Raw genomic sequence first — 25,008 nt, forward strand, 5'->3', positions numbered from 1 at the left:
TTTTTGGTTGTTTATTTGGCTTTATTGCCTAATGACTTTGGGGTCTAGCCATCCATAAATTAAGTCAACAAAAATATTGATTAAAACGAACATAGTTGCTATAACTAACACAGAACCTGTTACAACAGGTAAATCTTTGAAATTCAAGGCCTCAACTAATTGTTTGCCGAGTCCGTTCCAACCAAAAATATACTCAACGAAAACCGCTCCCGCTAACATAGAGGCAAACCATCCTGAAATTGCTGTTACAACGGGGTTTAATGCATTTTTAAGTGCATGTCTCCAAATAACTTGAAAGCCGCTAAGTCCTTTTGCCCGTGCAGTACGAATATATTCTTGTTGTAGTACCTCTAGTAAAGAATTGCGCATTAATTGAATTACAACAGCTAAAGGTCGAATACCTAAAACAACGGCCGGTAATATCAAGTTTTTCCATTGAATGAAAGTACCTTCTCCAAAATCATCAACCTCATACAAGCTTCCGGTCATATTAAGATTGGTATATTTTCTAAGCACAAAGCCAAATAGCCAAGCAAATAAAATTGCACTAAAAAAAGAGGGCACACTCATACCGAGAGTACTAAATACTTGAATGGTTTTGTCAAGCCATTGGTCCTTATACAATGCCGATACAATGCCCAGTAAAATGCCAATTATGATGGCAATAATAACTGCCGCAACCGCCAAAATAAATGTGTTAGGTAAGGTTTCTGCTATGATCTCAGTCACCTTTTTATCCGTTTTTTGATAAGATTCTCTTAGGTAAGGCCATTTTAAAACTAGTGTATTGTTACCGACATCAAACAATATGGTTGCGCTGTATTTCCCTTTTTTCAAATAGGTGAAATCATCAGGTTTTTTTGAGTGTCCCGAAATAAAAGAAAGATCATTTAAGAAATACCCGTATTGAGCAAATAGTGATTTATCAAGTCCGTATTTAGCACGAACAGCGGCTATCTGATCTTCACTTTCTGCTTGCCCTAAGATCATTTGGGCAGCATCACCGGGTAGTTTATTGAGTAATAGAAATATCACGGTTATAACTCCAAAAAGGGTTATAACTGCATAGAGAAGTTTATTTAAAAAGTATCTAATCAATTGCTATTATTTCTAGCTTGATTTTGCAAACGTTTTGCGTCTTCTAAAGTCAATTCCATATATACAAATGCATCTCCATATAGCGCAAGGGCATATTCTTCGATAGTAGTATCAAATCCCATTTCCTTTCTTCTCTCATTTACATTTTTAGGATCCTTGATCGGCCAAATAAACTCCTGACCCGGACTATATGACATTCCTTGAGTACCGTATATTTGTGGCTCGCCATTATGCATTAATAGTCTATCTTCCATCGTAGCAACCAGAGTTTTTTCAATTTCTCCAGCTGCTCCTGCTTTTTTTATAACTTCAATATACTCGCCTATCTTATCCATATTATGTTGAATGACATACCATATTGCGTTATTGGTAGGTTCACCAACCATTGATTTTCCAGGATATCCATATTCCGTTAAAATCTTTTCTGCGAAAATGAGATTGGTGGAATCAATTTTCCTATAAAGATCAAAATACTTTGGCGTTTCGGCTTGAACAGGAATTCCATATACTGTGGCAACAGAATCCTTATCTTTCTTTTCTTGTTGCATTAATACAAATCGAATACCTTGATCGAGATTGCTAATACTATCAAGCTGTTTTTTCAATTTCAAATTTAAACCAATAAGTTTAGGCCCTACCTTTTCCAGCTCCAACTCATCAATATCATTATAGTGTAGTTTTTGAAGAATGGTGCCTTTAGATAACTTCATAACAGCAGGATTCGATCGAATCATGGTCTTCAACGTAGTCTCGTCACAGAAATAAAAATCAAAATTAAAACCAAATTCTTGTTTAAGTTCATCGATTTCTGAAGCCGATGAAGCGGTCATTCCTATTACTTTGTATCCAGAATCAATAGCTTCTTCAATCTTACTTTTGACGGCTTCAAAACCTTTTTTATCAGATCGTCTTAAGCTAAATGCATGTAGAATAATCAGGTTTTCTTCTTGCATTAACTGTTCTGTATAATCCACACCGTCCAATTCCATGATATAGTCATGAATTGGAGCTTCGTAACCCGGCGTTACCATTTTTGTATCAACAGAGACGAATGTACCTTCAGAAGAAGGATACTCGCCAGTAGTTTTAATGATTTCCTCTTTTCCGTTTACATCAAACTTCCAATAATAGTCGAAAACAGCTTTAGGAGCGTCTTCGGGTACCGTCATATTTTCAATGATGTTGGCATTTATCTTATAAGGTCTAAAATCGATCGCTGGTAAATGATTAAACATATACATTGTGTAAACCGTACTGGCTACTAATGCTAAAACAGACCCAATAGTCGCGATTCGTTTTGTAAATAATGGTTTTATCTTATTTCGATTAAAGAAAATAATGAGAATAAGGACTAGTAACACCAGATCTTTTATAAATGATTGTACCGGAGTCAGTTTCATTGCATCACCAAAACAACCGCAATCAGTTACTTTTCCAGTTATAGCCGAATATCCGGTAAGTCCTGTAAAGAAAACTATAAGCAAAAGTAAACTCCATGATGTAAACTTAGGTTTATCTCCCAAAATCAGCATTACACCTAAAATGCACTCAAAAATCACAATACTCATTGCGATGGTTAGCGCATGTGGTGCTAGGAAATCTAAGCCTAGTACTTCTGGACTAAAATATTCTTCTAATTTATAGGAGAAGCCTAAAGGATCTGTCAGTTTTACAAAACCAGAAATGATAAATAAAACACCGACGATCATTCGGCATACTTGGGTGATTATATTCATTTTTTATAATTCTGAATTCTGAATCTAAAATTCAGAATTGGTTTTTATCTAGCTCAAATGCTGTTTCAAATGTATCATAGCAAACACGGCATAATTAATCATATCCTGATAATTCGCATCGATTCCTTCAGATACCAAGGTCTTTCCTTTATTGTCTTCAATTTGCTTTACACGTAATAATTTTTGCAGTATTAAGTCAGTCAGCGAAGCAACACGCATATCACGCCAAGCCTCGCCGTAGTCATGGTTTTTATCTAACATTAATTGCTTGGTTATACCTATGTGCTTGTCGTATAATTCGGTTGCTTTTTTAAGATCGATATCTGGTTGTTCGGCAATACCCATTTCAATTTGAACAAGTGCCATAATGGAATAGTTGATGATACCAATAAACTCAGAAACCTCCCCTTCAGCTACCTTTTGTGTTTCATTTTCCTGCAAACTACGAATACGCTGTGCCTTGATGAAAATTTGATCGGTTAAGGAAGGTAATCTTAGAATTCGCCAAGCACTACCGTAGTCTTTCATCTTTTTTGTAAAAAGATCTCTACACTTTTTTATTACGGCATCATACTGTTCAGAGGTTTGCTGCATGTGATCGTTGTAAATTTGCGTAAATTTCGCTTAAATATTTTAATTAACATAGAAATCAATATAAAGTAAAGGGTGTCAGTTCGAGTGGCCCGATATTTCATCGGGGTGTATCGAGAACAACCATTTACGGCTTATAATTATCGCTTCTCGATACATTCTCCTATCGTCGAATACTCGAAGTGACAATTATTAAAACCACAGGCTCTTAAACTATGACCATAAACTGCAAAGGCACACTCATCGATCTATCATTACCCAGAGTGATGGGTATTCTGAATATGACACCCGACTCATTTCATGACGGCGGGGCCTATAAAAATGAGAAAGAGGTGCTAGCCAAAGTCGAGAGTATGCTTGAAGAAGGTGCTACTTTTATTGATATTGGTGGTTACAGCTCTAGGCCAGGAGCAGATCATGTTTCTGAAGATGAAGAATTGAAAAGAGTTCTCCCTGTTGTTGAATTATTGATAAAACAATTTCCAGATATTCTTATTTCCATCGATACTTTTAGAAGTAATGTTGCATCAAAATGCATACAAGCTGAAGCTGCAATAATCAACGATATATCAGCTGGAAACTTAGATGCTGAAATGTTTAAGGTGATTGCCGCGCATCAAGTTCCATATATAATGATGCATATGCAAGGTAGACCGAAGGATATGCAGCATAATCCAAGTTATGATGATGTCATTAAAGAAATGGTCCTCTTTTTTTCTGAAAAAATCAAACAGACAAGAGATCATAAAATAAATGATTTGATTATAGATCCAGGATTCGGTTTCGGGAAAACTATTGATCATAATTATGAGATATTGAATAGCCTTGAGTTTTTCAAACATCTAGACATGCCCATTTTAGTTGGTGTTTCCAGAAAATCGATGATTTATAAGCTGCTGGACACTACCCCTGAACATGCTCTTAACGGAACAACCGCACTACACAGTATCTCGCTCATAAAAGGAGCTAATATTCTAAGAGTTCATGACGTAAAGGAAGCGGTAGAATGCGTGAGACTATTTAACACTATGGACAAGTTCAATTGAATTTATCAATCAAGAGATGTAACTGACTTCATATTACCGTATGAAAAATGTTAACTACCCTGTTAAGTCATATTTTAAATAGGCTCAGGCTATCACACTTATTTTGCTATTTTTACAGTAACACTGACTTTGGGCAAGCCAAAGAGGTTTAGGTTGGAAAACAATTTTGATTGCGTTGTCAACCTTGAAGTAATTAAATCTCGATTATCGAGCAAACACTAATCATTGGGCAATTTCAAATTTCTTGATTTTGGTATTATCGATGTCATTGACATCATTCTAGTTGCGCTGCTACTCTATTATGTGTATAAATTAGTAAAAGGTACTGTAGCAATCAATATTTTTATCGGGATTGTAATTGTCACTTTAATTTGGCAATTGACCAAAGCGCTAGATATGCTGTTGCTAAGTAATATTCTAGGCGCTTTTATTAGTGTTGGGGTTATTGCCCTAATTGTAGTTTTCCAGCAAGAAATCAGAAAATTCTTATTGATGATTGGTTCTACAAACTTTGCCTCTCGTGGCGGCGGCATTGCAAAACGGCTTCGTTTTTTAAAGGAAAATCAACTAGTCACAGAAACTGATGTAGATGCCATAGTAAACGCATGTGCAAAAATGGCGAAAACGAGAACAGGGGTTTTACTTGTTATCGAGCGAAACAATAAGCTTGACTTTCTCAGAAACACGGGGGATATGATGAATGCTGAAGTCAATCAACCCATTTTAGAAAGTATCTTCTTTAAAAATAGCCCACTTCATGACGGCGCTGCACTTATTGCGGGAAACTATGTGGTCGCAACTCGAGTTATTTTACCTGTTTCTAATTCTAGAACAATTCCTTCCCGTTTTGGATTACGACATCGTGCCGCAGTTGGCATTTCAGAAAAGACTGACGCCCTAGTACTTGTGGTTTCCGAAGAAACAGGACAAGTTAGTTACGTAAAAGATGGTGAATTCATGTTGTTTAGCGATATGGAAGAACTAGCATTAACGCTTAAAAAAGATTTAGCTTAATGTATTGTAAAAATTGCGAAGAGTATTTGAGATATGACAATGATTTTTGTGGAGGTTGTGGGGCAAAAATTATTAGAAATAGACTTACAGTAAAGGGTGTTTTTGCTGAAGTCAAAGAAGAGTATTTAGTTTCTGACAACAAGTTATTTCTCACCTTTTGGCATTTGCTTGTAAAACCAGAAGCTGTAATTCAAGGATACATTGATGGCCGTAGAAAAAGATATTTGAATGTTATAGCCTATGTTGCCTTGTCACTTACTGTCTTGGGTATTTACCTTTTTTTATTAAGAAATTTTTTTCCAGATGATCCATTTGCAGCCGAATTCAATAGAAATCTGTTAGATGGAAGAAAACTAGCAGATTTAACCCCCGAACAACAAGAAAAATTTTTAGAATCTAGTAAGAAGTTTTCTAACTTTATGAATAGTTTTTCGGATTTACTCGGCCTGATAATCATTATAACCACCCCGATCAATGCACTCGCTAGTTATATTATTTTTATTACCAAGCGAAAACACAATTACGCAGAACATATTGTGCTAAACTACTATATGGCGGCTCAAACTTCTATTCTATCCTCAGTTATTTCTATTGGCGCTCTACCTTTTGTTGGTAATTCGGTAACTACAGCTCTTATAATTACTCTTATAAGCTTAATTTATATTGGATATGTCTTTAAACGTATTTATGGGATCTCTGTTTTTGAAAGCTTTTATAAGACCATTCTGTTTTATATTTTACAAACAACTATTGTATTTTTCTTGATGATTTTTTTGGGAGGTATAGGTGCTGGCATTTATTTCTGGCTTTTTAAATAAGTAAACTATGAACTGCAAAAACTGTGAAGAACAACTTAATGAAAATGCCACTTACTGCTTAAATTGTGGTGCTCGAGTTATTAAGAATAGGTTGACAATTAAAAATTTATTTGGGCATGCCTTGGAGCAGTATTTTAATGTGGATAATAGGTTTTTAATGACTTTTTTACATCTATTAATAAAACCGCATATTGTAATCGATAGTTATATTCAAGGAATGCGTAAGCGATATGTGAATCCATTAAGCTATATAGCTATAGCGTTAACATTGTCGGGCGTCATAGTTTTTCTTTTAAAAAAATTCAATACCATGGATTTGATCTTTGATGTTATTCCGCAGCAAGCGGGGCAACAGCTTTTTCAACAAAAGGTAAATGAGTTTACTTTAGAATATAGCAGTCTCTTGTTTATATTTTACATACCTGCTTTGGCAATTCCATCTTTAATTATATTTCTGGACAAGAGATATAATCTAACTGAGCATTTAGTGGCATATGTTTATATTTTCGCTCAATATAGTTTATTCACTTTCCCGTTTAGTCTATTAATTATCCTATTCGCTCCTAAATGGTATATCTGGTTTGGCTTGGTGGTTTTGATATTCATTCCTTTTTACTCCATGATAATTTTCAAAAAAATCTTTAAAATATCATTGTCCAACTTAATACCGCGTTTCCTAGGATTCTGTTTTTTAGGCCTGATTGCATATTTTGCAATCAGCTTAATACCAATCATATTTCTATTTGCTACAGGTGAAATTAGCATTCAGGATTTAGTACCTAAGGTCCCTAAATAAGATAATTTAAGCCACTTCCTCATTCATAAACTGCACTTCGTATAGATTTCGGTAGTAACCGTTTTCGATAGTGAGCAATTCGTCATGCGTGCCTTCCTCAACAATATGACCTTTATCCATGACAATGATCTTATCGGCTTTTTTAATAGTCGCTAATCGGTGAGCGATGACGATGGATGTCCGGCCTTCGGTTATTTTATCAGTCGCATCTTGTATAAGTTGTTCTGAATTAGAATCGATCGAAGACGTTGCTTCGTCTAGTATCAATACACTCGGATTACTTACATAGGCACGTAGAAAAGACAATAACTGACGCTGACCTGAAGATAACATAACACCACGCTCTTTTACATTGTATTGATATCCTCCAGGTAAAGAAGCAATAAAATCGTGAATACCAATTTGTTTTGCAGCTGCTATGACCTGCTCTTCGGTAATATTTCCGTCTTTTAAAGTGATGTTGTTTAAAATAGTATCTGCAAACAAGAAAACATCTTGCAATACCACCGCAATCTGATCTCTGAGTGCTGCAAGCTTGATATCTTTCACATCGATACCATCAACCAATATACGTCCATTATCGATCTCGTAAAATCGACTTAGTAAGTTAATAATAGTCGACTTACCAGCTCCGGTAGAACCAACGATCGCAATAGTCTGACCGGCTTTTACATCTAAAGATATACCATGTAGTACTTCTTCGTCTGGGATATATGAGAAATGGACCTTGTCAAAGACAATATCACCTTTTAAGTCTATATTTTCAATGGTTCCAGTATCCTCAATTTGAGAATCAGTATCCAGTATTTTAAACACTCGTTTGGCTGATACCATTCCCATTTGCAACGTATTAAACTTATCAGCTAATTGGCGTAATGGCCTAAATAACATTGGAATGTACATGATAAAAGCGAATAACTCTCCTGAAGTAGATTGCGTTTCTAATACAACCATTAATCCGCCATACCAAGCGACTAAACCAATCGCAATCGACGAGGATAATTCTGCTATTGGAAAAAAGATCGAGTTATACCAAATCGTTTTTAACCAACCTTGTTTGTGGCGCTCATTAATCGCCTTAAACTTTTCGAATTCCCGATCTTCACGTGTAAACAACTGTAATATTTTCATACCTGTTACACGTTCCTGAACAAAGGTATTTAGGTTGGTAATTTCTGTTCGCACTTCTTCAAAAGCCTTCTTCATATTACGTTGAAAAACCCTCGTCGCATATACGATAAATGGCAAAACCGTGAATACGGTTAATGCCAGTTTCCAATTCATATACAGCATAAAGCCTGCAACCACGGTCATTTTAAGTAAATCACTAAAAATAGTAAACAGGCCTTGTCCAAAAATATCTGCAATACGTTCCATATCGGTAACGGCACGCGTGACCAACATTCCTACAGGACTGTTGTCGTAATACTTCTTTTTAAAACCGAGCATTCTGGAAAACAACTTGATTCTTACATCACGCACGACCGACTGCCCTAACCAACTTGCATAAAAAATAAATAGTAGTTGAAATAATACCTCGGCCAGCAGTAATCCGCCCATTAGCAGTATGTAAAACAAGAAACCATTTTCATCCTTTACAGCCACATTTTCATCAATAGCATACTTAAGGACTCCCGGTCGCAATGCACTTGAGGCTGACAAGAAGATAGCAGAAAATAGCACGATAGTAAATATCAAACGGTAGGGTCTCGCAAAACCAAATAAGCGTTTGAATAATTTAAAATCGAATGAGTTGTCCTTTTTAACTGGCATTAATAATTCTATTTTTTAATCGTTTCAGGATATTCAATTTTTGACAAATAGAGTGCATGTCCTGGCACTGAAGCCCCCGCTTGTTGGCGATCTCTGCTTTCGATTACAGAAACCAAACTAGACACATCTTTCTCAACTAGACCAATAGGTAACAAGGTCCCAACAATTGCTCTAACCATGTTGCGCAAAAAACGATCGGCTGTAATGGTAAAGATCAGCATATTATCTCGTTTCTGCCAACTAGCTTGTGTTATTTTACAGTTATAGGTTTTTACATCAGTATTCGATCTAGAAAAGCATTTAAAATCAGTATGCTCTAGTAAAATTGCCGAAGCTTTATTTAATAAATCGACATCCAATACTCGGTTTATTTGGTAAGCGGTATCCGATAAAAAAGGATTTTTATTTAAAGTTATCCAATATTCATACGTCCGACTTGTTGCGTGAAATCGAGCGTGCGCATCATCCTTGACTTGAAAGAGATTATAAATTGCCACATCATGTGGCAAGAAAGAATTTAGCTTACGAATCAAACTAAGTTCATCTATAGGCGACTCTAAATCAAAATGTAGAAAGTATTGTTTGGCATGAACACCAGTATCTGTCCTACCACAACCAACCACTTTTATAGCCTCTCTAAGCAAGGTAGAAAGTGCTTTTTCAATTACTTCTTGTACAGTTATTGCATTAGGCTGTAATTGCCAGCCATGATAGTTTTTTCCGTTATAAGCGAGTTCTAGAAAGTACCTCAATGAAATGGCTTTGATTCAAACAACAAATATACCTCTATTATGAATATTTAATTTGATGTATTAACTTTTGATTGTGATATTCGCATTTCAAAATTGATCTTATATTGAAAAAGATACTGCTGCTCTCCGATACGCATAGTTATATCGACGATCAAATACTAAAATATGTCGATCAGGCCGATGAAGTGTGGCATGCGGGCGATATTGGGCATTTAAAGGTTACTGACGCGATTCAAAAAAAGAAGCCCCTTATTGCAGTGCATGGAAATATTGACGACGCAAAAATAAGACAAGAATTCCCTGAACATCAGCGATTTTTTTGTGAAGGTGTTGATGTTTGGATTACCCATATTGGAGGTTATCCACCCAAGTACAATATTCGAGTAAAAGATGAAATAAAGGTAAATCCTCCTAAATTATTTATTTGCGGTCATAGCCATATTTTAAAAGTAATGCCCGACAAAAAATTGGGTGTTTTACATATGAATCCTGGCGCGATAGGCAAACATGGATTCCATACAGTTCGCACCATGTTGCGATTTACAATTGACGGAAATGACATTAAGGATTTGGAAGTTGTGGAGATGAAAAGGTAACTTAAGTATTCAGTTGGCAGTTAGCAGTTCTGCCGACTGAATACTGAACACTAAATACTAGATTCACCAGCCTTCTCGTTGGATCAAATTAGCAATATGTGCGTAGTGATGTCGACTGTGCCAAGCGTAAATTCCGGTTTGTTTTTTAAGATTGACCTCAACATCTCCTTCAGGATGAATGTAACTTCTGTTTAGCTGATCATTCGATAAGCTTTTAATTGTCGCAACTAGTTTAGCATGGATAGCTTTTAGATAATCTAACGAAATTTGAATCGGTAGGTTTCTGGCATCTTCTAACTCAGCCCAATCTTGCTCAAAATATGCCTTTATCCTTGGCTTATCTTCTGTTAATGTCCATTTAAAACGTGTATAGCTATGGTGATGACTATCCGCTAAATGATGAACTGTTTGACGTACCGTCCAACCACCAGGTCGATAAGGTGTATTTAATTGTTTGTCTGACAAATCAGCTACTAATGCAGTTAGTTTTTCTGGAAACGCTTCTAAAACTTGAACCCAAGTATCTATTTGCTCCTGAGTGTATCGTTCTGGTGCCTCAAATTGCCCTATTGGATATCGCAGTTTATCGAGTTGGTTGGTCATTATTTATGGTTTAATTCGAGCTTAAAAATACTTTATTTTTCATGTACATATGCCATCCTTTTAAACAATAACAAAACCATAACACAATATTCTATTAAATAAGTAGATTAATCGATAATTTTGTAAAATAACTCATAAAAATAAAACCATGTCTACATTAAGATTAGGAGATATAGCTCCAGATTTTACAGCAGAAAGCTCAGAAGGAACTATTAGCTTTCATGAATACTTAGGAGATAGTTGGGGAGTACTTTTTTCGCATCCAGCTGATTACACTCCAGTATGCACAACCGAATTAGGGACTGTTTCAAAATACAAATCTGAATTTTTGAAAAGAAATACGAAGGTCATTGCATTAAGTGTTGACGGATTAGAATCGCATAAAGGTTGGATTCAAGATATCAATGAAACTCAAAATACGACAGTTAACTTTCCGATTATTGCAGACGAAGATCGAAACGTTTCTGAACTGTATGATATGATCCATCCAAATGCAGATAGCAAGCTTACCGTACGATCGGTATTTGTGATTGCACCGGACAAAACCATTAAATTGATTATCACCTATCCAGCATCTACTGGACGAAATTTTGATGAATTACTGCGCGTTATTGATTCTTTACAACTAACAGCTTATCATAAAGTAGCAACACCAGCGAATTGGGAACATGGTCAAGAGGTAGTGATTAGTCCCTCAGTGAGCAACGAAGAAGCAGCTGAGCTATTTCCAAAAGGATTTAAAGAAGTAAAGCCGTATTTAAGATTGACGGAGCAGCCGAATTTGAATTAAGGTAACAATATAAACGAGTGCAGTTGAATCGAAAAAATAGGTTTCGACTGCGCTCAACCTGACATTACTAAATGTTCGTTATTTAAAAAATGAATCGACGAATTCGTATTTATTAAATACCTGAAGATCTTCCATACCCTCTCCTACGCCGATATACTTTACAGGAATTTGAAACTGATCAGAAATCCCGATCACAACACCACCTTTTGCGGTACCATCTAATTTTGTAACAGCTAGGCTAGTCACTTCGGTAGCTGCAGTAAATTGTTTTGCTTGTTCAAATGCGTTTTGACCTGTTGAACCATCTAGTACTAATAATACATCATGTGGAGCATCACCTACTACTTTCTGCATTACGCGCTTTACTTTAGTAAGCTCGTTCATTAAGTTGACCTTATTATGAAGTCGGCCAGCTGTATCAATAATAATCACATCAGCATCTTGAGCAACACCAGATTGTAAAGTGTCAAAGGCTACGGAGGCAGGATCACTTCCCATATCTTGTTTTACGATAGGTACTCCTACCCGATCTGCCCATACTTGTAATTGATCGATCGCTGCAGCACGAAACGTATCTGCTGCGCCAAGCACGACCTTAAGTCCCTTGGCATTAAATTGATGTGCTAACTTTCCAATAGTTGTGGTTTTACCAACTCCATTTACGCCAACAACCATTAATACATACGGTTTTTTATCGGTTGGAATAGAAAATTCTGTTTCCTCTCCTACATTGGTTTCTGATAACAAACCAGCTATTTCTTCACGTAGTATTACGTTAAGCTCATCGGTACCTAGATACTTGTCATTTGAGACACGTTCCTCGATACGTTCAATAATTTTTAAAGTAGTGTTTACCCCAACATCAGATGTTACCAGAATTTCTTCTAGATTATCTAATACGTCATCATCTACCTTCGATTTTCCAGCGACAGCCTTACTAAGCTTGTTAAAGAAACTGGTTTTTGATTTCTCAAGTCCCTTATCTAAGGTTTCCTTTTTATCAGAAGAGAATATTTTTTTGAAAAAACTCATGTGCTGAGCTGTGGTTTTAGTTATTGGTTGTGCTTTAAAACCTGGTTCTTACAATACGGTTTTATCAGGAAAAGCATCAAAAATTTAAGTTGCCAAATATACAAAAAGAAAAAGCTACCTGTAGACTACAGATAGCTTTGTATTATTATGAAAAATAATGTCTTACTTTTTCAAAAAGTCGTTTACCAATTCAGGAGACATTACTGCCTCTACAAATGTGTAAGCTCCAGTTTTTGGGGATTTTACCATTTTGATAGCTTTTGTAAGTCTTTTTGAACCTGTCTGTAACGTTGCTACTGATTTCTTTGCCATGGCTTATATGCTTTTGGATTTTTCTTAGAAGAAAATTCCCTAATTATTTAATCTCTTTATGAACAGTCATCTTCTTCAAGATAGGATTGAATTTTTTGATCTCAATTCTATCTGGAGTATTTTTCTTATTCTTAGTAGTAATGTAACGAGAAGTTCCTGGCTTACCAGATCCTTTGTGCTCAGTACACTCTAATATAACTTGAATTCTATTTCCTTTCTTTGCCATTGTACTCCTACTTTATTATTTGATAAAGCCTTTGGCTTTAGCTTCTTTTAAAACTGCTGAAATTCCTTTTCTATTAATATTCTTCAAAGCTGAAGCAGAAACTTTCAACGTGATCCATTTATCTTCTTCAGGAATGTAAAAACGCTTTTTCATTAAGTTCGCATGGAACTTTCTTTTCGTCTTGTTCATTGCGTGCGAAACGTTGTTTCCAACCATCGCTTTTTTTCCTGTAAGTTCACAAACTCTAGACATTATTCTTAACTTTTAAATAGTTATCTTAAAACAGGGTGCAAAATAACGAATAATTAATGGTTCTGACAAATAAAAAAATCTAGTTTTTTGAAATTTCTCGAAGCAACATTTCCATTGCTTTATTCACCGCTTTTTGTGTCACCCGAACGCGGTGATTTCCTAGATTAAATTTTTCAGAATATACTCCTTCCGGAGTTGCTAAACCAATAAAAACAGTTCCAATTTCAGCATCAGAATCTCCTTTGGTTGGCCCTGCATTTCCAGTAGTGGCAATAGCGTAGTCTGCATTCATCACTTTTTGAACTCCTAGTGCCATTTGTTCAGCAACCTCTGCACTTACAACAGAATGCTGATTGATTACAGTTTCATCAACACCTAACATTTCCGTTTTAGATTGGGTTGCATAAGTCACTACTCCTCCCTTAAAATATTTTGAAGCTCCAGGAACAGAAGTCAAATGTTCGGCTAGTTTTCCGCCAGTACAGCTTTCTGCCAAGGCTAAAGTGACTTGTTTTTCTATTAATTTTCTACCAACAACAACCTCGATGGCATCGGTCTCTTCTAAACCAACTATGATGTCTCCTATTAATGGGTATAGTTTTTCAATAAACCCATCTATCTGCTTATCTAAAACCTCCTTATCCCATCCTTTGGTAGATAAACGAAGTCGTACGCGCCCTAAATTTGGTAAGTATGCCAACTTTATATGTACAGGCAAACTATCTTCCCATGCTTCTATTTTTTCTGCGATAGCACTTTCCCCAAGCCCATATGTCATTACTGTTTTGTGCAGAATAAATGGCAGTTTGAATTCTTTTTGAATACGCGGAAGCACTTCCAACTGCATTAATTGCTGCATTTCAAAAGGAACTCCAGGCATAGATATGACAACTTTCCCGTTACGCTCAATCCACATTCCAGGGGCTGTGCCATAGTTGTTGTTTAAAACAGTAGCCGATGTTAAGACTAACGCTTGCTGCCTGTTAAGATCAGATATCGGAGTCGTTATATACTTTCGGAAAATAGCTTCAATGTGCTCTAATACAGCATCATCTTGAACTAAGGTGTCATCGAAATATTCGCAAAGTGTGTGTTTGGTAACATCGTCCTTGGTAGGACCTAAACCACCCGTTATGATAAGAATGTCAGCGCGCTCTTCTGCCTCCTTTAAGGCCGTTAAAATATGCTGACGAGAATCGGAAATAGAACTAATTTGCGCGACCTCAACACCTATTTTATTGAGTTCTTTACTAATAAATGCAGAATTAGTATCTACAATTTGACCGATGAGTATTTCATCACCAATCGTAATAATTTCGGCTTTCATTACAAGTCAAAGTCCGACTTTAATTCAGCTATAGCACTATCAATCACAGCAACAACCTTTTCGAAAATAGAATCGATATTATCAGGGTCTTTACCTCCATACTTACCCCAGTCTTGTACTACGATTAAGTCCTCGAGAATACCAACCTTAAACATATCAATAGTCGACTTCATTTTGTGCGCAGTTTGATGAGTTTGAGTATAATTCTTGCTTGCTACGGCTTCTTTTAAAACCTCAAGATCAGCTGGCATTTCTTCGACAAAGCTTTGCGCTACCGCTTTTACGAATCCTTCATCACCGCCAGCAATTTCATGTATGTTGTCTAGCTTATAATTTACTTCCATTGTTATTTTACTTTGATTGAAAAAAGTTGCTGGCCTTCTATTGAGCCCACCAATTGATCGTTTATTGACACCCTACCTACCCCGGCCGGTGTTCCTGTAAATATAATATCTCCTATCTTTAATGTAAAATATTTTGAGACATATTCAATTAACTCATCTATTTTCCACAGCATATGACTCGTATTACCTATTTGAACCTTTTCACCATTTTGCTCTAGTTCGAAATTGATATCATCAACATTCTTAAAGTTAGATTTTGGTAGCCATTCACCAATAACAGCTGAACCATCAAAACCTTTGGCCTTTTCCCATGGCAAACCCTTTGCTTTCAATTTTGATTGCAAATCTCGAGCCGTAAAATCAATTCCTAAGCCAATTTCATCGTAATATTTGTGGGCGAATTTTTTATCTATGTGTTTTCCCAATTTATTAATTCGTACCAAGATTTCAACTTCATAATGAATATCATCAGAAAAATCAGGAATAAAAAAGGGTTGTTTTTTAATTAAAATGGCAGTGTCAGGCTTTAAGAAGACTACCGGATCGGTAGGCCTTTCATTCGCTAACTCCTTTATATGTTCAGTATAGTTTCTGCCAATACAAATAATTTTCACTAGGCTGGTACTATATTAATTTATTTTATTGATTACAAGATAGTTAATTTTCACTTTGTCAAATCCACAAGAATTAATTAACTATTATGATAGTTTATTATTCAATCGTCGCAACTTAATCGCCGTTAATACTTTTTTGGTATATAAAGGAAAATCTGCATTTAGCAACCAACCAAAATAACCAGGTTCTTTGTCCATAACCTCTGTTACTAGTTTCCCTTTATGCTTACCAAATGAAAAACATTCTTCATTATCTTCATTATATACGATAAAACCGGCAAAATCGACGCTATTTTTTCTAGTTGTGAATTCGCTTAACTTTTTTACATCATTTTCCAAGTCTTCATATCGATCTAGCTGAGATTTTAAAACTGCATAGGTAGCATTTGTATCGGCAGCCGCACTATGAGCATCTTTTAAGTCCTCATCGCAATAAAACTTATAGGCCGCTTCTAGTGTGCGCTTTTCCATTTTATGAAAAATAGTTTGCACATCGACAGATACGCGATTTTTCATATCAAAATCAATATCTGCTCGCAATAGTTCTTCTGCTAATAAAGGAATGTCAAAACGATCAGAATTAAATCCAGCTAAATCTGAATCTTTGATCATGTTGTATACTTCTTTAGAAAGCTCCTTAAAGGTCGGTTCATTCGCCACCTTATCATCGCTAATACCATGTATAGCTGTAGATTGAGAGGGAATTGGCATTTCTGGATTGACCAGCCATGTTTTACTTTCTTTATTTCCGTTGGGATGAACTTTTAAAATGGCGATCTCGACAATACGATCTTTGGTAATGTCAATACCCGTTGTTTCTAGGTCAAAAAAACAGATGGGCTTGTTTAATTTTAATTCCATTAGGTTATTGGCTATTCGCGCTGGTTTTTATTGTGCCCGAATGTGTATAATTCATTGTTATTAATGTAAAGATACGTATTGAAAGCTGAAGTTATTTGATATTTATTATCATTGTTCAATACAATATGATAACCCTCTCATTCAGGGAATGCTAGGTTCTAATCTCAATTGTCAATTGGGGATAAAATCATATTAAAGCACGATTATTAGGCTTTCTTCTCTTTTGAAAAACCCATTTTTAATACCTTGCGAACAAACAAGCTATAAAAACATGCTAAAACAAATTGCTTTTTTAACCCTATTCTGCGTTTTTCAATTACAAGCACAAGAGGAACCGATTGAAATCAAAGAGGAGAAATCTGCAAACCGAATTTCATTCTACGCAATCAACAAAAATCGACAGGATTTTGACGTTCTTTTTAAAGTGATTGGCACTGATTTTAGGCAAAGTAAAGCAAGAGCCAGATGGGTGCGTCTTCCAGCGACCTCAAAAGTACAGTTGCACAACATTATCGTTTTACGAGGAAAAACACCAAAATATACTCATAATCTTGAAGTTCGTGATAGTTTATCTAGAAGAGCTTTAAAAAGGCCAGCTACCAAGATCGTGGTTCCGCCTAAAAAGATAAAACCTAGCAAATACATTATTGTATATAAGACAAAAAATTGTATTAACTGTGATGATATTGTCAATGAACTAGAAAGCAATAATTACGACTACAGAACAGTTGATCTAGCTGAAAAACCTAGTTTGCAAGAACAGCTTTCAAAATCATTTGGTTCTGCTACGCAATTAGATTCTATATCAACACCAATTATAAATTTAGGCGGTAAATTATACAGCTGGATTGATAGTTATGATCAGCTAATTGACGAACTGAATCCCGACGCTAAAAAATCAAATAAAAATGGCATGGAAACAACTACTGCAGTATTGGAGAGTTTTCAAGTAATTGGAATTAAAGTTCGAACCATTAATAAAGATGGGCAGTCAGGAAAAGATATTAAGGCATTATGGGATCGTTTTTTTACAGATAGCATACTCCAAAAAATCCCAAATAAGCTTGGTGGCGAACTTTATAATATTTATACCAATTATGAAAGCGATTATTTGGGTGACTATGATTGCATACTCGGCTGCAAAGTCTCTTCTTTAGATGAAATTCCTGAAGGTATGACCGGAATAACGATAAGAAAAGATACCTACGAAACCTTTACTTCTAAAGGCGAATTACCAAAATCGGTACTAGATACATGGCAATATATCTGGAAAAACAAGACGAACAGAAGTTATGGCGCAGATTTTGATGTTTATGGACCAGATGCATTTAATAGTACTAATGCAACTGTAAAAACATATGTATCGATTAAGTAAAATGCGAGTAGTTTTTTTTATTTTTTGTTTGTCACTATTTACGTTGGCAAAAGCTCAGGATACGACCAAGGTTAAGATCATTGAAGAGAAAACTAAAAAGCGTATTATGTTGTCTGCTGAGAATGTTACAGACAAATCTCACGATGTCTTTTTCATGGTTAATGCCACAGGCTTTAGACGAAGTGCTTCGCGACCCATGATTAAAACCATTCCTGCAAAAACTAAAATACATCTGATCACACTTATTCCATTAGCAAATGTTGAAAGTAAGTACGACTACCGGCTAATTGTTCAAGACAAAACCACTAATATCGGGATTCGGAAAGATCATAATCCTATTAAATTAAAACTCCCTGAGGAGCTATTGGTTTTTACTAGAAAAAATCATATTCCATCTCAAGAACTGATTGCCCAGTTAAAGGTTGAAAAAATCACTTATGAAGAAGTGGACTTTGACGAGACCAGCGTTCATAGAGAATTACTAAACAATCATTTTATTGCAAAAAACATCAATAAGGATAGTGTTAAGCTACCTATTGTCAGTTTTAAAAAGGATATTCATTTAGAGGTGAAAACTATTGATGCTGTGCGAAAGCTATTGAATTAACATATCATTTTTTCCGCTTAGAAAACAACCAATCCATAAAATCAGGTTCGGCGAATGCGCTAGTCCAACTATCATGACCGTCTTCCGGGTAAATTGTCAATTTCACATTGGCTCCGGCATTTTTCAAAGCGGTATTCATTGCCTGAGATAATTCAACAGGAACTACCTGGTCTTTTGCTCCATGAAAGATCCACCAATCGGTATTAGTTAGTTTGGGCGCCGTTTCAACATTAGCACCACCACAAATTGCGAAAGCAGCTGCAAAGGTATTTGGTATTCGTCTTACCAGCTCAAAAGTTCCCATTCCGCCCATTGAAAGTCCACCCACATACACCTGATCCTTTTTAATAGGGTAATTTTTCAAGGTCTGCTCTATTAATCCAATAACCATATGCAGCGCATCGGTTGGAGGGCCTTCTTTTTTAAACTGAAAATCGCGTTTACCAGCTTGATCTGTTACTACATTAACATTGGACCAATAATCTGTCGCCGGACACTGAGGTAAAACTACAATTGCCGGATACTTGGTATGAATTTCTTTTTTAATGAATAATGAAGCACCATGAACTAATTGTGATTCGTTATTATTTCCTCGTTCTCCAGCGCCATGTAAAAAGAACAAAATGGGATATTCTTTTGTTGCATCGAAATTATCAGGAAAGAAAATACGGTAAGGCAATATACCTTTATCCGATTTGAATTCGTTTCGTTGATACACACCGAAATCTTGAGCAAAGCAAGAACCAATAATTAAGAATATTGCTGCGAATGATAATACTTTTTTCATTGAGAAAATGGGATTTTGATCCTACTCAAAGGTAGCAATAATGAATAAGATGCACCAAGTCCCTAAAATGAGAACTTAAATGTTCGTCTGTAGTTTAAATCTCCCTATTTACATTCCAGTTCTCAAGGTAATCAGCTACATATTTAACGAACATACCACCTAAAGCTCCATTTACCACTCGATGGTCATAACTGTGAGACAGGAACATTTTATAACGTATACCAATAAAATCACCTTCAGGTGTTTCGATAACTGCAGGAACTTTTCTAATTGCTCCTAAAGCCAGTATTCCTACTTGTGGTTGATTGATAATAGGTGTTCCCATGATACTACCAAAGGTCCCCACGTTGGTTACGGTATATGTGCCTCCTTGAATATCGTCTGGTTTTAGTTTGTTATTTCTTGCTCGATCTGCAAGATCATTTACTTGCTTAGCCATACCTACAAGATTTAATTGGTCGGCATTTTTAATTACGGGTACTATTAAATTACCATCGGGTAAAGCAGCCGCCATACCAAGATTGATATTTTTCTTTTTGATGATCTTATCGCCATCAACCGAAATATTTATAAGAGGATATTCCTTCAATGCCTTGGCAACAGCCTCCATAAAAATTGGAGTGAAGGTTAACTTCTCTCCTTCGCGCTGCTCAAATGCTGTTTTATTCTTTTTTCTCCAGTTCCAGATATTGGTTACATCCGCCTCACAAAAACTTTGAACATGGGCAGAAGTTTGAACACTCTCAACCATATGATGCGCAACAAGTTTGCCCATTCTGGTCATTTCAATAATTTCATCTTCACCGCTTACAACAACAGGAGTTGCTGGTTTCACTTGAGCTACTTTTTCTTGCTTCGGAGCTTCCTTAACAGCTTGAACGGGCGGAGTAACCGCACCATTACTTCCGCGACTGTCTACATATGCTAAGATGTCAGTTTTAGTAACACGTCCATCTTTTCCGGTACCAGTTAGGTTTTCAAGTTCAGAGATAGAAACACCTTCTTGTTTGGCGATATTTTTAACCAGTGGAGAATAGAAACGGTCTGAAGATGAAAAATCAGCTTCAGCCATAACGGGTTTAGTAACCTCAACGGCCCTTTCAACACTTGCTTCTACTGCGGCAACAGCGGCGGCTGGTGCACTTGTTTGTTCAGTAGCAGTATCTCCAGAATCATCTCCTTCACCTTCGATTTCTATTACAGCTAGTACCTGTCCCACTTGAACGACATCATCAACTTCAAAAAACTTCTCCACCAAAACTCCTTCAACCTCACTAGGCACTTCTGAATCAACCTTATCAGTAGCAATCTCGACAATAGCTTCATCCATTTCAATCGTATCGCCAACATCCTTTAGCCATGCGGTTATGGTTGCTTCTGCAACACTTTCACCCATTTTTGGAAGTTTCAATTCGAATTTACCCATCTTGTTGATCGTGTTTTATTGTTTTGGTTTTGCAAAAATAACAAATAAAATACCCTTTTATTGCGTTTATCTTAATAAAAATAGAATAAATAGCTCTATTTTAAGAATTCAATAACTATTATTCGGTATTTATAAAAATTCAATAACCAATTAAGAGGTCTTCAATGAGTTTTCAAATGGAACTCGATTGATAATACTTCTTCCCAAAGTTACCTCATCAGCATATTCCAACTCATCGCCTACAGCAATTCCTCTTGCAATAGTCGATGTTTTCACATCAGTTCCTTCTAATTGTTTATAGATGTAAAAGTTGGTTGTATCTCCTTCAATGGTAGAACTTAAGGCAAAAATCAATTCTTTTACCTCCCCTTCTTTCACTTTTCTTACCAAACTTTCTATGGTCAAGTCATGAGGCCCAATACCGTCCATAGGTGATATTTTTCCCCCTAATACATGATATAAACCTCTAAACTGTGCCGTGCTTTCTATTGCCATTACGTCGCGAACGTCTTCTACAACACAAATGATTGTTCCATCTCGATTGGTATTCGCGCAAATCTCGCACAAGGCAACGTCTGATATATTATGACAACTTTGACACAATTTTATCTCATTTCGAAATTTCATCAAAGCTTCAGCCAACTGCTCTGTTTGCGTATCCGGTTGTCGTAATAAATGCAACACTAATCTGAGTGCGGTCCGCTTTCCAATACCAGGCAGCATCGACACCTCATTAACGGCATTTTCTAATAGTTTTGATGAAAACTCCATTAGGTAAAATTACAAATTACCACGTTCGATTGCTCGTTTTTTATTCAGAAGATGTTAAGCGCTCAATCTTAAAAACCCTTTTTGCTATATTTGAACAGGTCGGAAACAATCTCAGACCATTCTACAGTATGCAACCAAGCTATATTATTGCCCTTATCGCTATTTACTTTGGCGTTTTGTTATTCATCTCATATTTAACAGGAAAAAACGATAGTAATACCGATTTTTTTAAAGCTGGAAAGCAATCCCCTTGGTTTGTTGTTGCCTTTGGTATGATTGGCGCTTCTTTGAGTGGTGTGACCTTTATATCTGTTCCTGGCTGGGTTGATGCATCTCAGTTTAGCTATATGCAGGTGGTGTTTGGATACCTAGCTGGTTATTTCGTGATTGCCTATGTCCTTATGCCGATATATTATCGGATGAATGTTACATCGATTTACCAATATTTAGAAGATCGATTTGGAACCGTTAGCCACAAGACGGGAGCATTTTTCTTTTTTATATCCAGAGTACTAGGGGCATCATTTCGATTGTTTTTAGTTGCTATTGTCCTACAGAAATTTGTTTTTGACGCTTGGAATGTCCCATTTCCATTAACTGTAACGCTTTCTATTTTACTAATATGGATCTATACTTTCAGGGGCGGAATCAAAACCATTGTTTGGACGGATACACTTCAAACATTATTCATGCTCATCGCTGTTGGAATGGCTATATATTATATAAATGATAAACTTGACTGGACATTTAGTGAATTCTTAGCTTCGTCTGAATTGGCAGAATACAATAAAATGATCTTTACTGATAGTATTCTCAATAAGACTCATTTTCTAAAATCGTTTATTGGAGGAATGTTTGTTACCATCTGTATGACGGGGCTTGACCAGGATATGATGCAGAAAAACCTTACTTGCAAAAACACCAAAGAAGCCCAAAAGAATATGATTTCGTTTAGCATCGTATTGGTTGTAATCAACTTTATATTTCTTTTGCTAGGCGCACTTCTATTTATTTATGCCGACAGATTTGATATCGCAACACCAATGATGGATGGAAAAACGAGAACAGACTTATTATTCCCTGAAATTGCTTTAAATACTGGACTGGGACTACCAATTGCAATTTTCTTTATGCTCGGTTTAATCGCTGCCGCCTACTCTAGTGCCGATAGTGCGTTGACATCACTCACCACCTCTTTTTCAGTAGACTTTTTAAATATTGAAAAACAGGAGGAATCAAAACAAAAATCGATTCGGAAAAAGGTACACCTAGGTATGAGTGCGTTTTTGGTGGTCGTGATTATTGCATTTAAATACCTGCTAGACACTAATGTTATTGATGGACTTTTAAAAGCAGCTGGATACACCTACGGGCCTTTGTTAGGTTTATTTGCTTTTGGAATCTTTACCAAACAACAGGTTAAAGATCAATGGGTTGCTTTGGTAGCGTTAGTCTCGGTAGTATTGACTTTTATTATTGGAAGTTTACCACCAGAAAAGTTAGGTGGTTATGTATTTGGCTATGAATTATTGCTTGTAAATGGTCTATTTACATTTATTGGTTTAATACTGATTCGTAGAAAGTAACACCAAGGTACAAGCCACCTCAAAATCGATATTATTTTCTTTTAAAAACTGATACAATTCTGGGTTTTCTGTTCCTGGATTGAAAATGATCCGTTTTGGTTTTAACCCAATAAAATGATCATAATACTCCTCTTGTCTCTTTGGACTTAGATATAAAGTGATAGTATCTAGATCATCGTATTGAATCAGTTCTGTATCTATATCTACACCGGCAATAACACCTTTTCTCACCCCATATGCTACTACCGGTTGTCCGGCATTTACCAATCGGTTTACCGCTATATTAGAGTATCGTATTGGTTTTAACGATACTCCGAAAACTAAGGTTTTTTTCATGAAGTGTTGAGTCGTTATAATTGGAGAATCCTGACAGGATTTACTCTTGACGGTATTGTTACACAAAAATGAACGTCGGAGTTCGTTTTAATTTGGGTACTTGTCTTCTTAAAAGAAAATATTGCGAACAATATGCTACTTAACTTTCACCTCTTTTTAGCGGTTTATCACCTAATAAACCCATTATGAATAGACCTATACCAACAAATATCCCAATACTCCCATAAGTAAGGTCAAAAAACATTCCTACGATTCCTATGATAATGATTCCACCAGAAGCAATCATTAAGCCTATATCTTTCTTTGGTCTGTTATTTACGGCCATTCTTTAAAACTAAATTGAATTTACAAGTTAGCTAGCCCTACCACTTAATAATAGCACTTCCCCATGTAAATCCGCTGCCGAAAGCGGCAAGAACTACTGTATCACCTTCTTTGATCTTCCCTTTCTCCCAAGCTTCAGTTAGCGCTATAGGAATAGAAGCAGCTGTAGTATTACCATATTTCATGATATTATTGTAGACTTGATCATCACTAAGTCCAAATTTCTTCTGTACAAATTGAGAAATACGAAGGTTTGCTTGATGAGGAATTAACATATCTATATCATCTGGACCCAGACCGTTTGTTTGTAGACCTTCCATAATCACTTCACTGAAACGAACTACAGCATTCTTAAATACGAATTGTCCGTTCATATAAGGGAAATACGAAGTATCATCTTTATCATCATCCTCCAAAATATCGGTCACCCATCGTTTACCCATTCCAGGTGCAATTACAGAAAGTTCCTCAGCATGCTGTCCTTCACTATGCATATGCGTTGACAAAATTCCTTTGGTATTATCTTCTTCCCGACTAATAATTGCTGCACCAGCACCATCACCAAAAATAACAGAAACACCTCGACCTCGAGTGGTCATATCCAATCCACGCGAGTGTACTTCTGAACCAATTACCAAAACGTTTTTATACATACCAGTTTTCACATACTGATCAGCAATTGAGATAGCGTATACAAAACCAGAACACTGATTTCTGATATCTAAAGCCCCGATTGTAGGCAACCCTAGATCACGTTGTACAAGAACGCCTGGGCCAGGGAAATAATAATCTGGACTTAAAGTGGCGAAAATTAAAAAGTCGACTTCGTTTTTATGAATTCCAGCTCGTTCAATTGCAATTTTTGCAGCTTCCACTCCCATACTTGAAGTGGTATCAGTTCCATTTTTTGCTACATGGCGACGTTCCTTTATTCCAGTTCTTTCTTGAATCCACTCATCAGAAGTGTCAATAATCTTAGATAGATCATCGTTTGTTACCACATTTTCAGGTACATAATATCCCAGCCCTGCAATTTTCGAATTATACATATACTAAATCAATTTTTGTATGACGGGCAATTTAGGTAATCTGAGTTTTCTTATAAAATAAATGCCACCCTTATTGTATGCATGCATAGTAGTTTAGTCAGTAGTATTCAGTTTGCAATACGGCAGTTTTGGGTTTGATTAATTATTGGAAAACTGGCGTTGTTAT

29 protein-coding genes are annotated in these 25,008 nt (G+C 36.1%); 9 read left to right on the forward strand and 20 right to left on the reverse strand.

Features of this window, described 5'->3' with window-relative positions:
- Nucleotides 1–21: 21 nt before the first annotated feature.
- From GWK10_RS11715 to GWK10_RS11725, 3 genes are read right to left on the reverse strand one after another with little or no spacing between them, the layout of a single operon-like run.
- Entirely contained in the window at nucleotides 22–1,098 is a 1,077-nt protein-coding gene (locus GWK10_RS11715) for an ABC transporter permease (protein ID WP_164032552.1), read from the reverse strand.
- Nucleotides 1,095–2,834, reverse strand: a complete 1,740-nt coding sequence (locus tag GWK10_RS11720) for a BT_3928 family protein (protein ID WP_164032553.1) — start codon at nucleotides 2,832–2,834, stop codon at nucleotides 1,095–1,097. Before GWK10_RS11720 ends, GWK10_RS11715 begins: the two co-directional genes overlap by 4 nt.
- Before the next feature lie 48 nt (nucleotides 2,835–2,882).
- The gene (locus GWK10_RS11725; protein ID WP_164032554.1) at nucleotides 2,883–3,428 is read right to left on the reverse strand and encodes a DUF1599 domain-containing protein; all 546 of its coding nucleotides are present in this window, start codon (nucleotides 3,426–3,428) and stop codon (nucleotides 2,883–2,885) included.
- Between the two features lie 212 nt (nucleotides 3,429–3,640).
- Here GWK10_RS11725 and folP point away from each other — a divergent pair, with 212 nt between their 5' ends.
- The 4 genes from folP to GWK10_RS11745 all read left to right on the forward strand — a co-directional run bounded on the left by folP (nucleotide 3,641) and on the right by GWK10_RS11745 (nucleotide 7,099).
- Nucleotides 3,641–4,471 carry a dihydropteroate synthase gene (folP, locus tag GWK10_RS11730; protein WP_164032555.1) on the forward strand — a complete coding sequence of 277 codons (831 nt, stop codon included), beginning with the start codon at nucleotides 3,641–3,643 and terminating at the stop codon, nucleotides 4,469–4,471.
- Between the two features lie 225 nt (nucleotides 4,472–4,696).
- Entirely contained in the window at nucleotides 4,697–5,485 is a 789-nt protein-coding gene (gene cdaA, locus GWK10_RS11735; RefSeq protein ID WP_164032556.1) for a diadenylate cyclase CdaA, read from the forward strand.
- Nucleotides 5,485–6,303: a DUF3667 domain-containing protein gene (locus GWK10_RS11740; protein ID WP_164032557.1), complete on the forward strand. Its 819-nt coding sequence runs from the start codon at nucleotides 5,485–5,487 to the stop codon at nucleotides 6,301–6,303. The genes cdaA and GWK10_RS11740 overlap by 1 nt, the downstream gene beginning before the upstream one ends.
- Before the next feature lie 7 nt (nucleotides 6,304–6,310).
- Entirely contained in the window at nucleotides 6,311–7,099 is a 789-nt protein-coding gene (locus tag GWK10_RS11745) for a DUF3667 domain-containing protein (protein ID WP_164032558.1), read from the forward strand.
- A 6-nt stretch (nucleotides 7,100–7,105) separates the two neighbouring features.
- Here GWK10_RS11745 and GWK10_RS11750 read toward each other — a convergent pair whose 3' ends face one another.
- Both GWK10_RS11750 and truA read right to left on the reverse strand, forming a co-directional pair.
- Nucleotides 7,106–8,872, reverse strand: a complete 1,767-nt coding sequence (locus GWK10_RS11750; RefSeq protein ID WP_164032559.1) for an ABC transporter ATP-binding protein — start codon at nucleotides 8,870–8,872, stop codon at nucleotides 7,106–7,108.
- Between the two features lie 8 nt (nucleotides 8,873–8,880).
- Nucleotides 8,881–9,624 carry a tRNA pseudouridine(38-40) synthase TruA gene (gene truA, locus GWK10_RS11755; protein ID WP_164032560.1) on the reverse strand — a complete coding sequence of 248 codons (744 nt, stop codon included), beginning with the start codon at nucleotides 9,622–9,624 and terminating at the stop codon, nucleotides 8,881–8,883.
- A 104-nt stretch (nucleotides 9,625–9,728) separates the two neighbouring features.
- Between truA and GWK10_RS11760 the strand changes: the two genes are divergently transcribed.
- Nucleotides 9,729–10,220 carry a metallophosphoesterase family protein gene (locus GWK10_RS11760; RefSeq protein ID WP_164032561.1) on the forward strand — a complete coding sequence of 164 codons (492 nt, stop codon included), beginning with the start codon at nucleotides 9,729–9,731 and terminating at the stop codon, nucleotides 10,218–10,220.
- Between the two features lie 63 nt (nucleotides 10,221–10,283).
- Here the strand turns inward: GWK10_RS11760 and GWK10_RS11765 are convergent, their stop codons facing one another.
- On the reverse strand, nucleotides 10,284–10,823 hold the full coding sequence (locus GWK10_RS11765) for a YfiT family bacillithiol transferase (protein WP_164032562.1): 540 nt from the start codon (nucleotides 10,821–10,823) through the stop codon (nucleotides 10,284–10,286).
- Between the two features lie 148 nt (nucleotides 10,824–10,971).
- Here GWK10_RS11765 and GWK10_RS11770 point away from each other — a divergent pair, with 148 nt between their 5' ends.
- A complete protein-coding gene (locus GWK10_RS11770) occupies nucleotides 10,972–11,613 on the forward strand; it encodes a peroxiredoxin (RefSeq protein WP_164032563.1) in 642 nt (213 codons plus the stop codon).
- A 78-nt stretch (nucleotides 11,614–11,691) separates the two neighbouring features.
- Here GWK10_RS11770 and ftsY read toward each other — a convergent pair whose 3' ends face one another.
- The 8 genes from ftsY to GWK10_RS11810 form a co-directional block, all read right to left on the reverse strand.
- A complete protein-coding gene (gene ftsY / locus GWK10_RS11775; protein ID WP_164032564.1) occupies nucleotides 11,692–12,645 on the reverse strand; it encodes a signal recognition particle-docking protein FtsY in 954 nt (317 codons plus the stop codon).
- Nucleotides 12,646–12,807: 162 nt separating this feature from the next.
- Nucleotides 12,808–12,957, reverse strand: a complete 150-nt coding sequence (locus tag GWK10_RS11780) for a DUF4295 domain-containing protein (protein WP_164032565.1) — start codon at nucleotides 12,955–12,957, stop codon at nucleotides 12,808–12,810.
- Between the two features lie 43 nt (nucleotides 12,958–13,000).
- On the reverse strand, nucleotides 13,001–13,183 hold the full coding sequence (rpmG, locus tag GWK10_RS11785) for a 50S ribosomal protein L33 (RefSeq protein ID WP_164032566.1): 183 nt from the start codon (nucleotides 13,181–13,183) through the stop codon (nucleotides 13,001–13,003).
- A gap of 15 nt (nucleotides 13,184–13,198) precedes the next feature.
- On the reverse strand, nucleotides 13,199–13,435 hold the full coding sequence (rpmB, locus tag GWK10_RS11790; protein WP_164032567.1) for a 50S ribosomal protein L28: 237 nt from the start codon (nucleotides 13,433–13,435) through the stop codon (nucleotides 13,199–13,201).
- Nucleotides 13,436–13,514: 79 nt separating this feature from the next.
- The gene (locus GWK10_RS11795) at nucleotides 13,515–14,762 is read right to left on the reverse strand and encodes a competence/damage-inducible protein A (RefSeq protein WP_164032568.1); all 1,248 of its coding nucleotides are present in this window, start codon (nucleotides 14,760–14,762) and stop codon (nucleotides 13,515–13,517) included.
- Nucleotides 14,762–15,106 carry an Hpt domain-containing protein gene (locus GWK10_RS11800; RefSeq protein ID WP_164032569.1) on the reverse strand — a complete coding sequence of 115 codons (345 nt, stop codon included), beginning with the start codon at nucleotides 15,104–15,106 and terminating at the stop codon, nucleotides 14,762–14,764. The genes GWK10_RS11795 and GWK10_RS11800 overlap by 1 nt, the downstream gene beginning before the upstream one ends.
- Nucleotides 15,107–15,108: 2 nt before the next feature.
- Nucleotides 15,109–15,720: a fumarylacetoacetate hydrolase family protein gene (locus tag GWK10_RS11805; RefSeq protein ID WP_164032570.1), complete on the reverse strand. Its 612-nt coding sequence runs from the start codon at nucleotides 15,718–15,720 to the stop codon at nucleotides 15,109–15,111.
- 84 nt (nucleotides 15,721–15,804) lie between these two features.
- Nucleotides 15,805–16,581, reverse strand: coding sequence for a 3'-5' exonuclease (locus GWK10_RS11810; RefSeq protein ID WP_164032571.1), 777 nt, complete (start codon nucleotides 16,579–16,581; stop codon nucleotides 15,805–15,807).
- 271 nt (nucleotides 16,582–16,852) lie between these two features.
- Here GWK10_RS11810 and GWK10_RS18470 point away from each other — a divergent pair, with 271 nt between their 5' ends.
- Both GWK10_RS18470 and GWK10_RS11820 read left to right on the forward strand, forming a co-directional pair.
- Nucleotides 16,853–17,956 carry an effector binding domain-containing protein gene (locus GWK10_RS18470; RefSeq protein WP_239540749.1) on the forward strand — a complete coding sequence of 368 codons (1,104 nt, stop codon included), beginning with the start codon at nucleotides 16,853–16,855 and terminating at the stop codon, nucleotides 17,954–17,956.
- A 1-nt stretch (nucleotide 17,957) separates the two neighbouring features.
- Entirely contained in the window at nucleotides 17,958–18,563 is a 606-nt protein-coding gene (locus GWK10_RS11820; RefSeq protein WP_164032572.1) for a hypothetical protein, read from the forward strand.
- Nucleotides 18,564–18,567: 4 nt separating this feature from the next.
- Here GWK10_RS11820 and GWK10_RS11825 read toward each other — a convergent pair whose 3' ends face one another.
- The 3 genes from GWK10_RS11825 to recR all read right to left on the reverse strand — a co-directional run bounded on the left by GWK10_RS11825 (nucleotide 18,568) and on the right by recR (nucleotide 21,547).
- Nucleotides 18,568–19,350, reverse strand: a complete 783-nt coding sequence (locus GWK10_RS11825) for a carboxylesterase family protein (RefSeq protein ID WP_164032573.1) — start codon at nucleotides 19,348–19,350, stop codon at nucleotides 18,568–18,570.
- 94 nt (nucleotides 19,351–19,444) lie between these two features.
- Complete coding sequence (locus GWK10_RS11830) at nucleotides 19,445–20,776, reverse strand: dihydrolipoamide acetyltransferase family protein (protein ID WP_164032574.1); 1,332 nt, start codon at nucleotides 20,774–20,776, stop codon at nucleotides 19,445–19,447.
- Nucleotides 20,777–20,926: 150 nt separating this feature from the next.
- On the reverse strand, nucleotides 20,927–21,547 hold the full coding sequence (recR, locus tag GWK10_RS11835) for a recombination mediator RecR (protein WP_164032575.1): 621 nt from the start codon (nucleotides 21,545–21,547) through the stop codon (nucleotides 20,927–20,929).
- A gap of 128 nt (nucleotides 21,548–21,675) precedes the next feature.
- Between recR and GWK10_RS11840 the strand changes: the two genes are divergently transcribed.
- On the forward strand, nucleotides 21,676–23,133 hold the full coding sequence (locus GWK10_RS11840; RefSeq protein WP_164032635.1) for a sodium:solute symporter: 1,458 nt from the start codon (nucleotides 21,676–21,678) through the stop codon (nucleotides 23,131–23,133).
- Here the strand turns inward: GWK10_RS11840 and GWK10_RS11845 are convergent.
- The 3 genes from GWK10_RS11845 to GWK10_RS11855 form a co-directional block, all read right to left on the reverse strand.
- Nucleotides 23,110–23,469: a CoA-binding protein gene (locus tag GWK10_RS11845; protein ID WP_164032576.1), complete on the reverse strand. Its 360-nt coding sequence runs from the start codon at nucleotides 23,467–23,469 to the stop codon at nucleotides 23,110–23,112. The two genes, GWK10_RS11840 and GWK10_RS11845, sit on opposite strands and share 24 nt — an antisense overlap.
- A gap of 139 nt (nucleotides 23,470–23,608) precedes the next feature.
- The gene (locus GWK10_RS11850; RefSeq protein WP_164032577.1) at nucleotides 23,609–23,794 is read right to left on the reverse strand and encodes a hypothetical protein; all 186 of its coding nucleotides are present in this window, start codon (nucleotides 23,792–23,794) and stop codon (nucleotides 23,609–23,611) included.
- Nucleotides 23,795–23,831: 37 nt separating this feature from the next.
- Nucleotides 23,832–24,842 (reverse strand): 3-oxoacyl-ACP synthase III family protein, encoded by a 1,011-nt coding sequence (locus GWK10_RS11855; RefSeq protein WP_164032578.1) that lies wholly within the window; start codon nucleotides 24,840–24,842, stop codon nucleotides 23,832–23,834.
- Nucleotides 24,843–25,008 lie beyond the last annotated feature (166 nt).

Source organism: Spongiivirga citrea, assembly GCF_010671565.1.
GTDB classification, from domain to species: domain Bacteria; phylum Bacteroidota; class Bacteroidia; order Flavobacteriales; family Flavobacteriaceae; genus Spongiivirga; species Spongiivirga citrea.

Coding starts and splice junctions, on each gene's coding strand:
- GWK10_RS18470 (WP_239540749.1), top strand. CDS start 16,853: ATGCTAAAACAAATTGCTTTTTTAACCCTATTCTGCGTTTTTCAATTA.
- GWK10_RS11855 (WP_164032578.1), bottom strand. CDS start 24,842: ATGTATAATTCGAAAATTGCAGGGCTGGGATATTATGTACCTGAAAAT.
- GWK10_RS11825 (WP_164032573.1), bottom strand. CDS start 19,350: ATGAAAAAAGTATTATCATTCGCAGCAATATTCTTAATTATTGGTTCT.
- GWK10_RS11780 (WP_164032565.1), bottom strand. CDS start 12,957: ATGGCAAAGAAATCAGTAGCAACGTTACAGACAGGTTCAAAAAGACTT.
- recR (WP_164032575.1), bottom strand. CDS start 21,547: ATGGAGTTTTCATCAAAACTATTAGAAAATGCCGTTAATGAGGTGTCG.
- GWK10_RS11745 (WP_164032558.1), top strand. CDS start 6,311: ATGAACTGCAAAAACTGTGAAGAACAACTTAATGAAAATGCCACTTAC.
- GWK10_RS11725 (WP_164032554.1), bottom strand. CDS start 3,428: ATGCAGCAAACCTCTGAACAGTATGATGCCGTAATAAAAAAGTGTAGA.
- GWK10_RS11850 (WP_164032577.1), bottom strand. CDS start 23,794: ATGGCCGTAAATAACAGACCAAAGAAAGATATAGGCTTAATGATTGCT.
- GWK10_RS11810 (WP_164032571.1), bottom strand. CDS start 16,581: ATGGAATTAAAATTAAACAAGCCCATCTGTTTTTTTGACCTAGAAACA.
- GWK10_RS11750 (WP_164032559.1), bottom strand. CDS start 8,872: ATGCCAGTTAAAAAGGACAACTCATTCGATTTTAAATTATTCAAACGC.
- folP (WP_164032555.1), top strand. CDS start 3,641: ATGACCATAAACTGCAAAGGCACACTCATCGATCTATCATTACCCAGA.
- GWK10_RS11740 (WP_164032557.1), top strand. CDS start 5,485: ATGTATTGTAAAAATTGCGAAGAGTATTTGAGATATGACAATGATTTT.
- GWK10_RS11765 (WP_164032562.1), bottom strand. CDS start 10,823: ATGACCAACCAACTCGATAAACTGCGATATCCAATAGGGCAATTTGAG.
- GWK10_RS11720 (WP_164032553.1), bottom strand. CDS start 2,834: ATGAATATAATCACCCAAGTATGCCGAATGATCGTCGGTGTTTTATTT.
- GWK10_RS11820 (WP_164032572.1), top strand. CDS start 17,958: ATGCGAGTAGTTTTTTTTATTTTTTGTTTGTCACTATTTACGTTGGCA.
- rpmG (WP_164032566.1), bottom strand. CDS start 13,183: ATGGCAAAGAAAGGAAATAGAATTCAAGTTATATTAGAGTGTACTGAG.
- GWK10_RS11845 (WP_164032576.1), bottom strand. CDS start 23,469: ATGAAAAAAACCTTAGTTTTCGGAGTATCGTTAAAACCAATACGATAC.
- GWK10_RS11840 (WP_164032635.1), top strand. CDS start 21,676: ATGCAACCAAGCTATATTATTGCCCTTATCGCTATTTACTTTGGCGTT.
- GWK10_RS11795 (WP_164032568.1), bottom strand. CDS start 14,762: ATGAAAGCCGAAATTATTACGATTGGTGATGAAATACTCATCGGTCAA.
- ftsY (WP_164032564.1), bottom strand. CDS start 12,645: ATGAGTTTTTTCAAAAAAATATTCTCTTCTGATAAAAAGGAAACCTTA.
- rpmB (WP_164032567.1), bottom strand. CDS start 13,435: ATGTCTAGAGTTTGTGAACTTACAGGAAAAAAAGCGATGGTTGGAAAC.
- GWK10_RS11770 (WP_164032563.1), top strand. CDS start 10,972: ATGTCTACATTAAGATTAGGAGATATAGCTCCAGATTTTACAGCAGAA.
- GWK10_RS11830 (WP_164032574.1), bottom strand. CDS start 20,776: ATGGGTAAATTCGAATTGAAACTTCCAAAAATGGGTGAAAGTGTTGCA.
- GWK10_RS11800 (WP_164032569.1), bottom strand. CDS start 15,106: ATGGAAGTAAATTATAAGCTAGACAACATACATGAAATTGCTGGCGGT.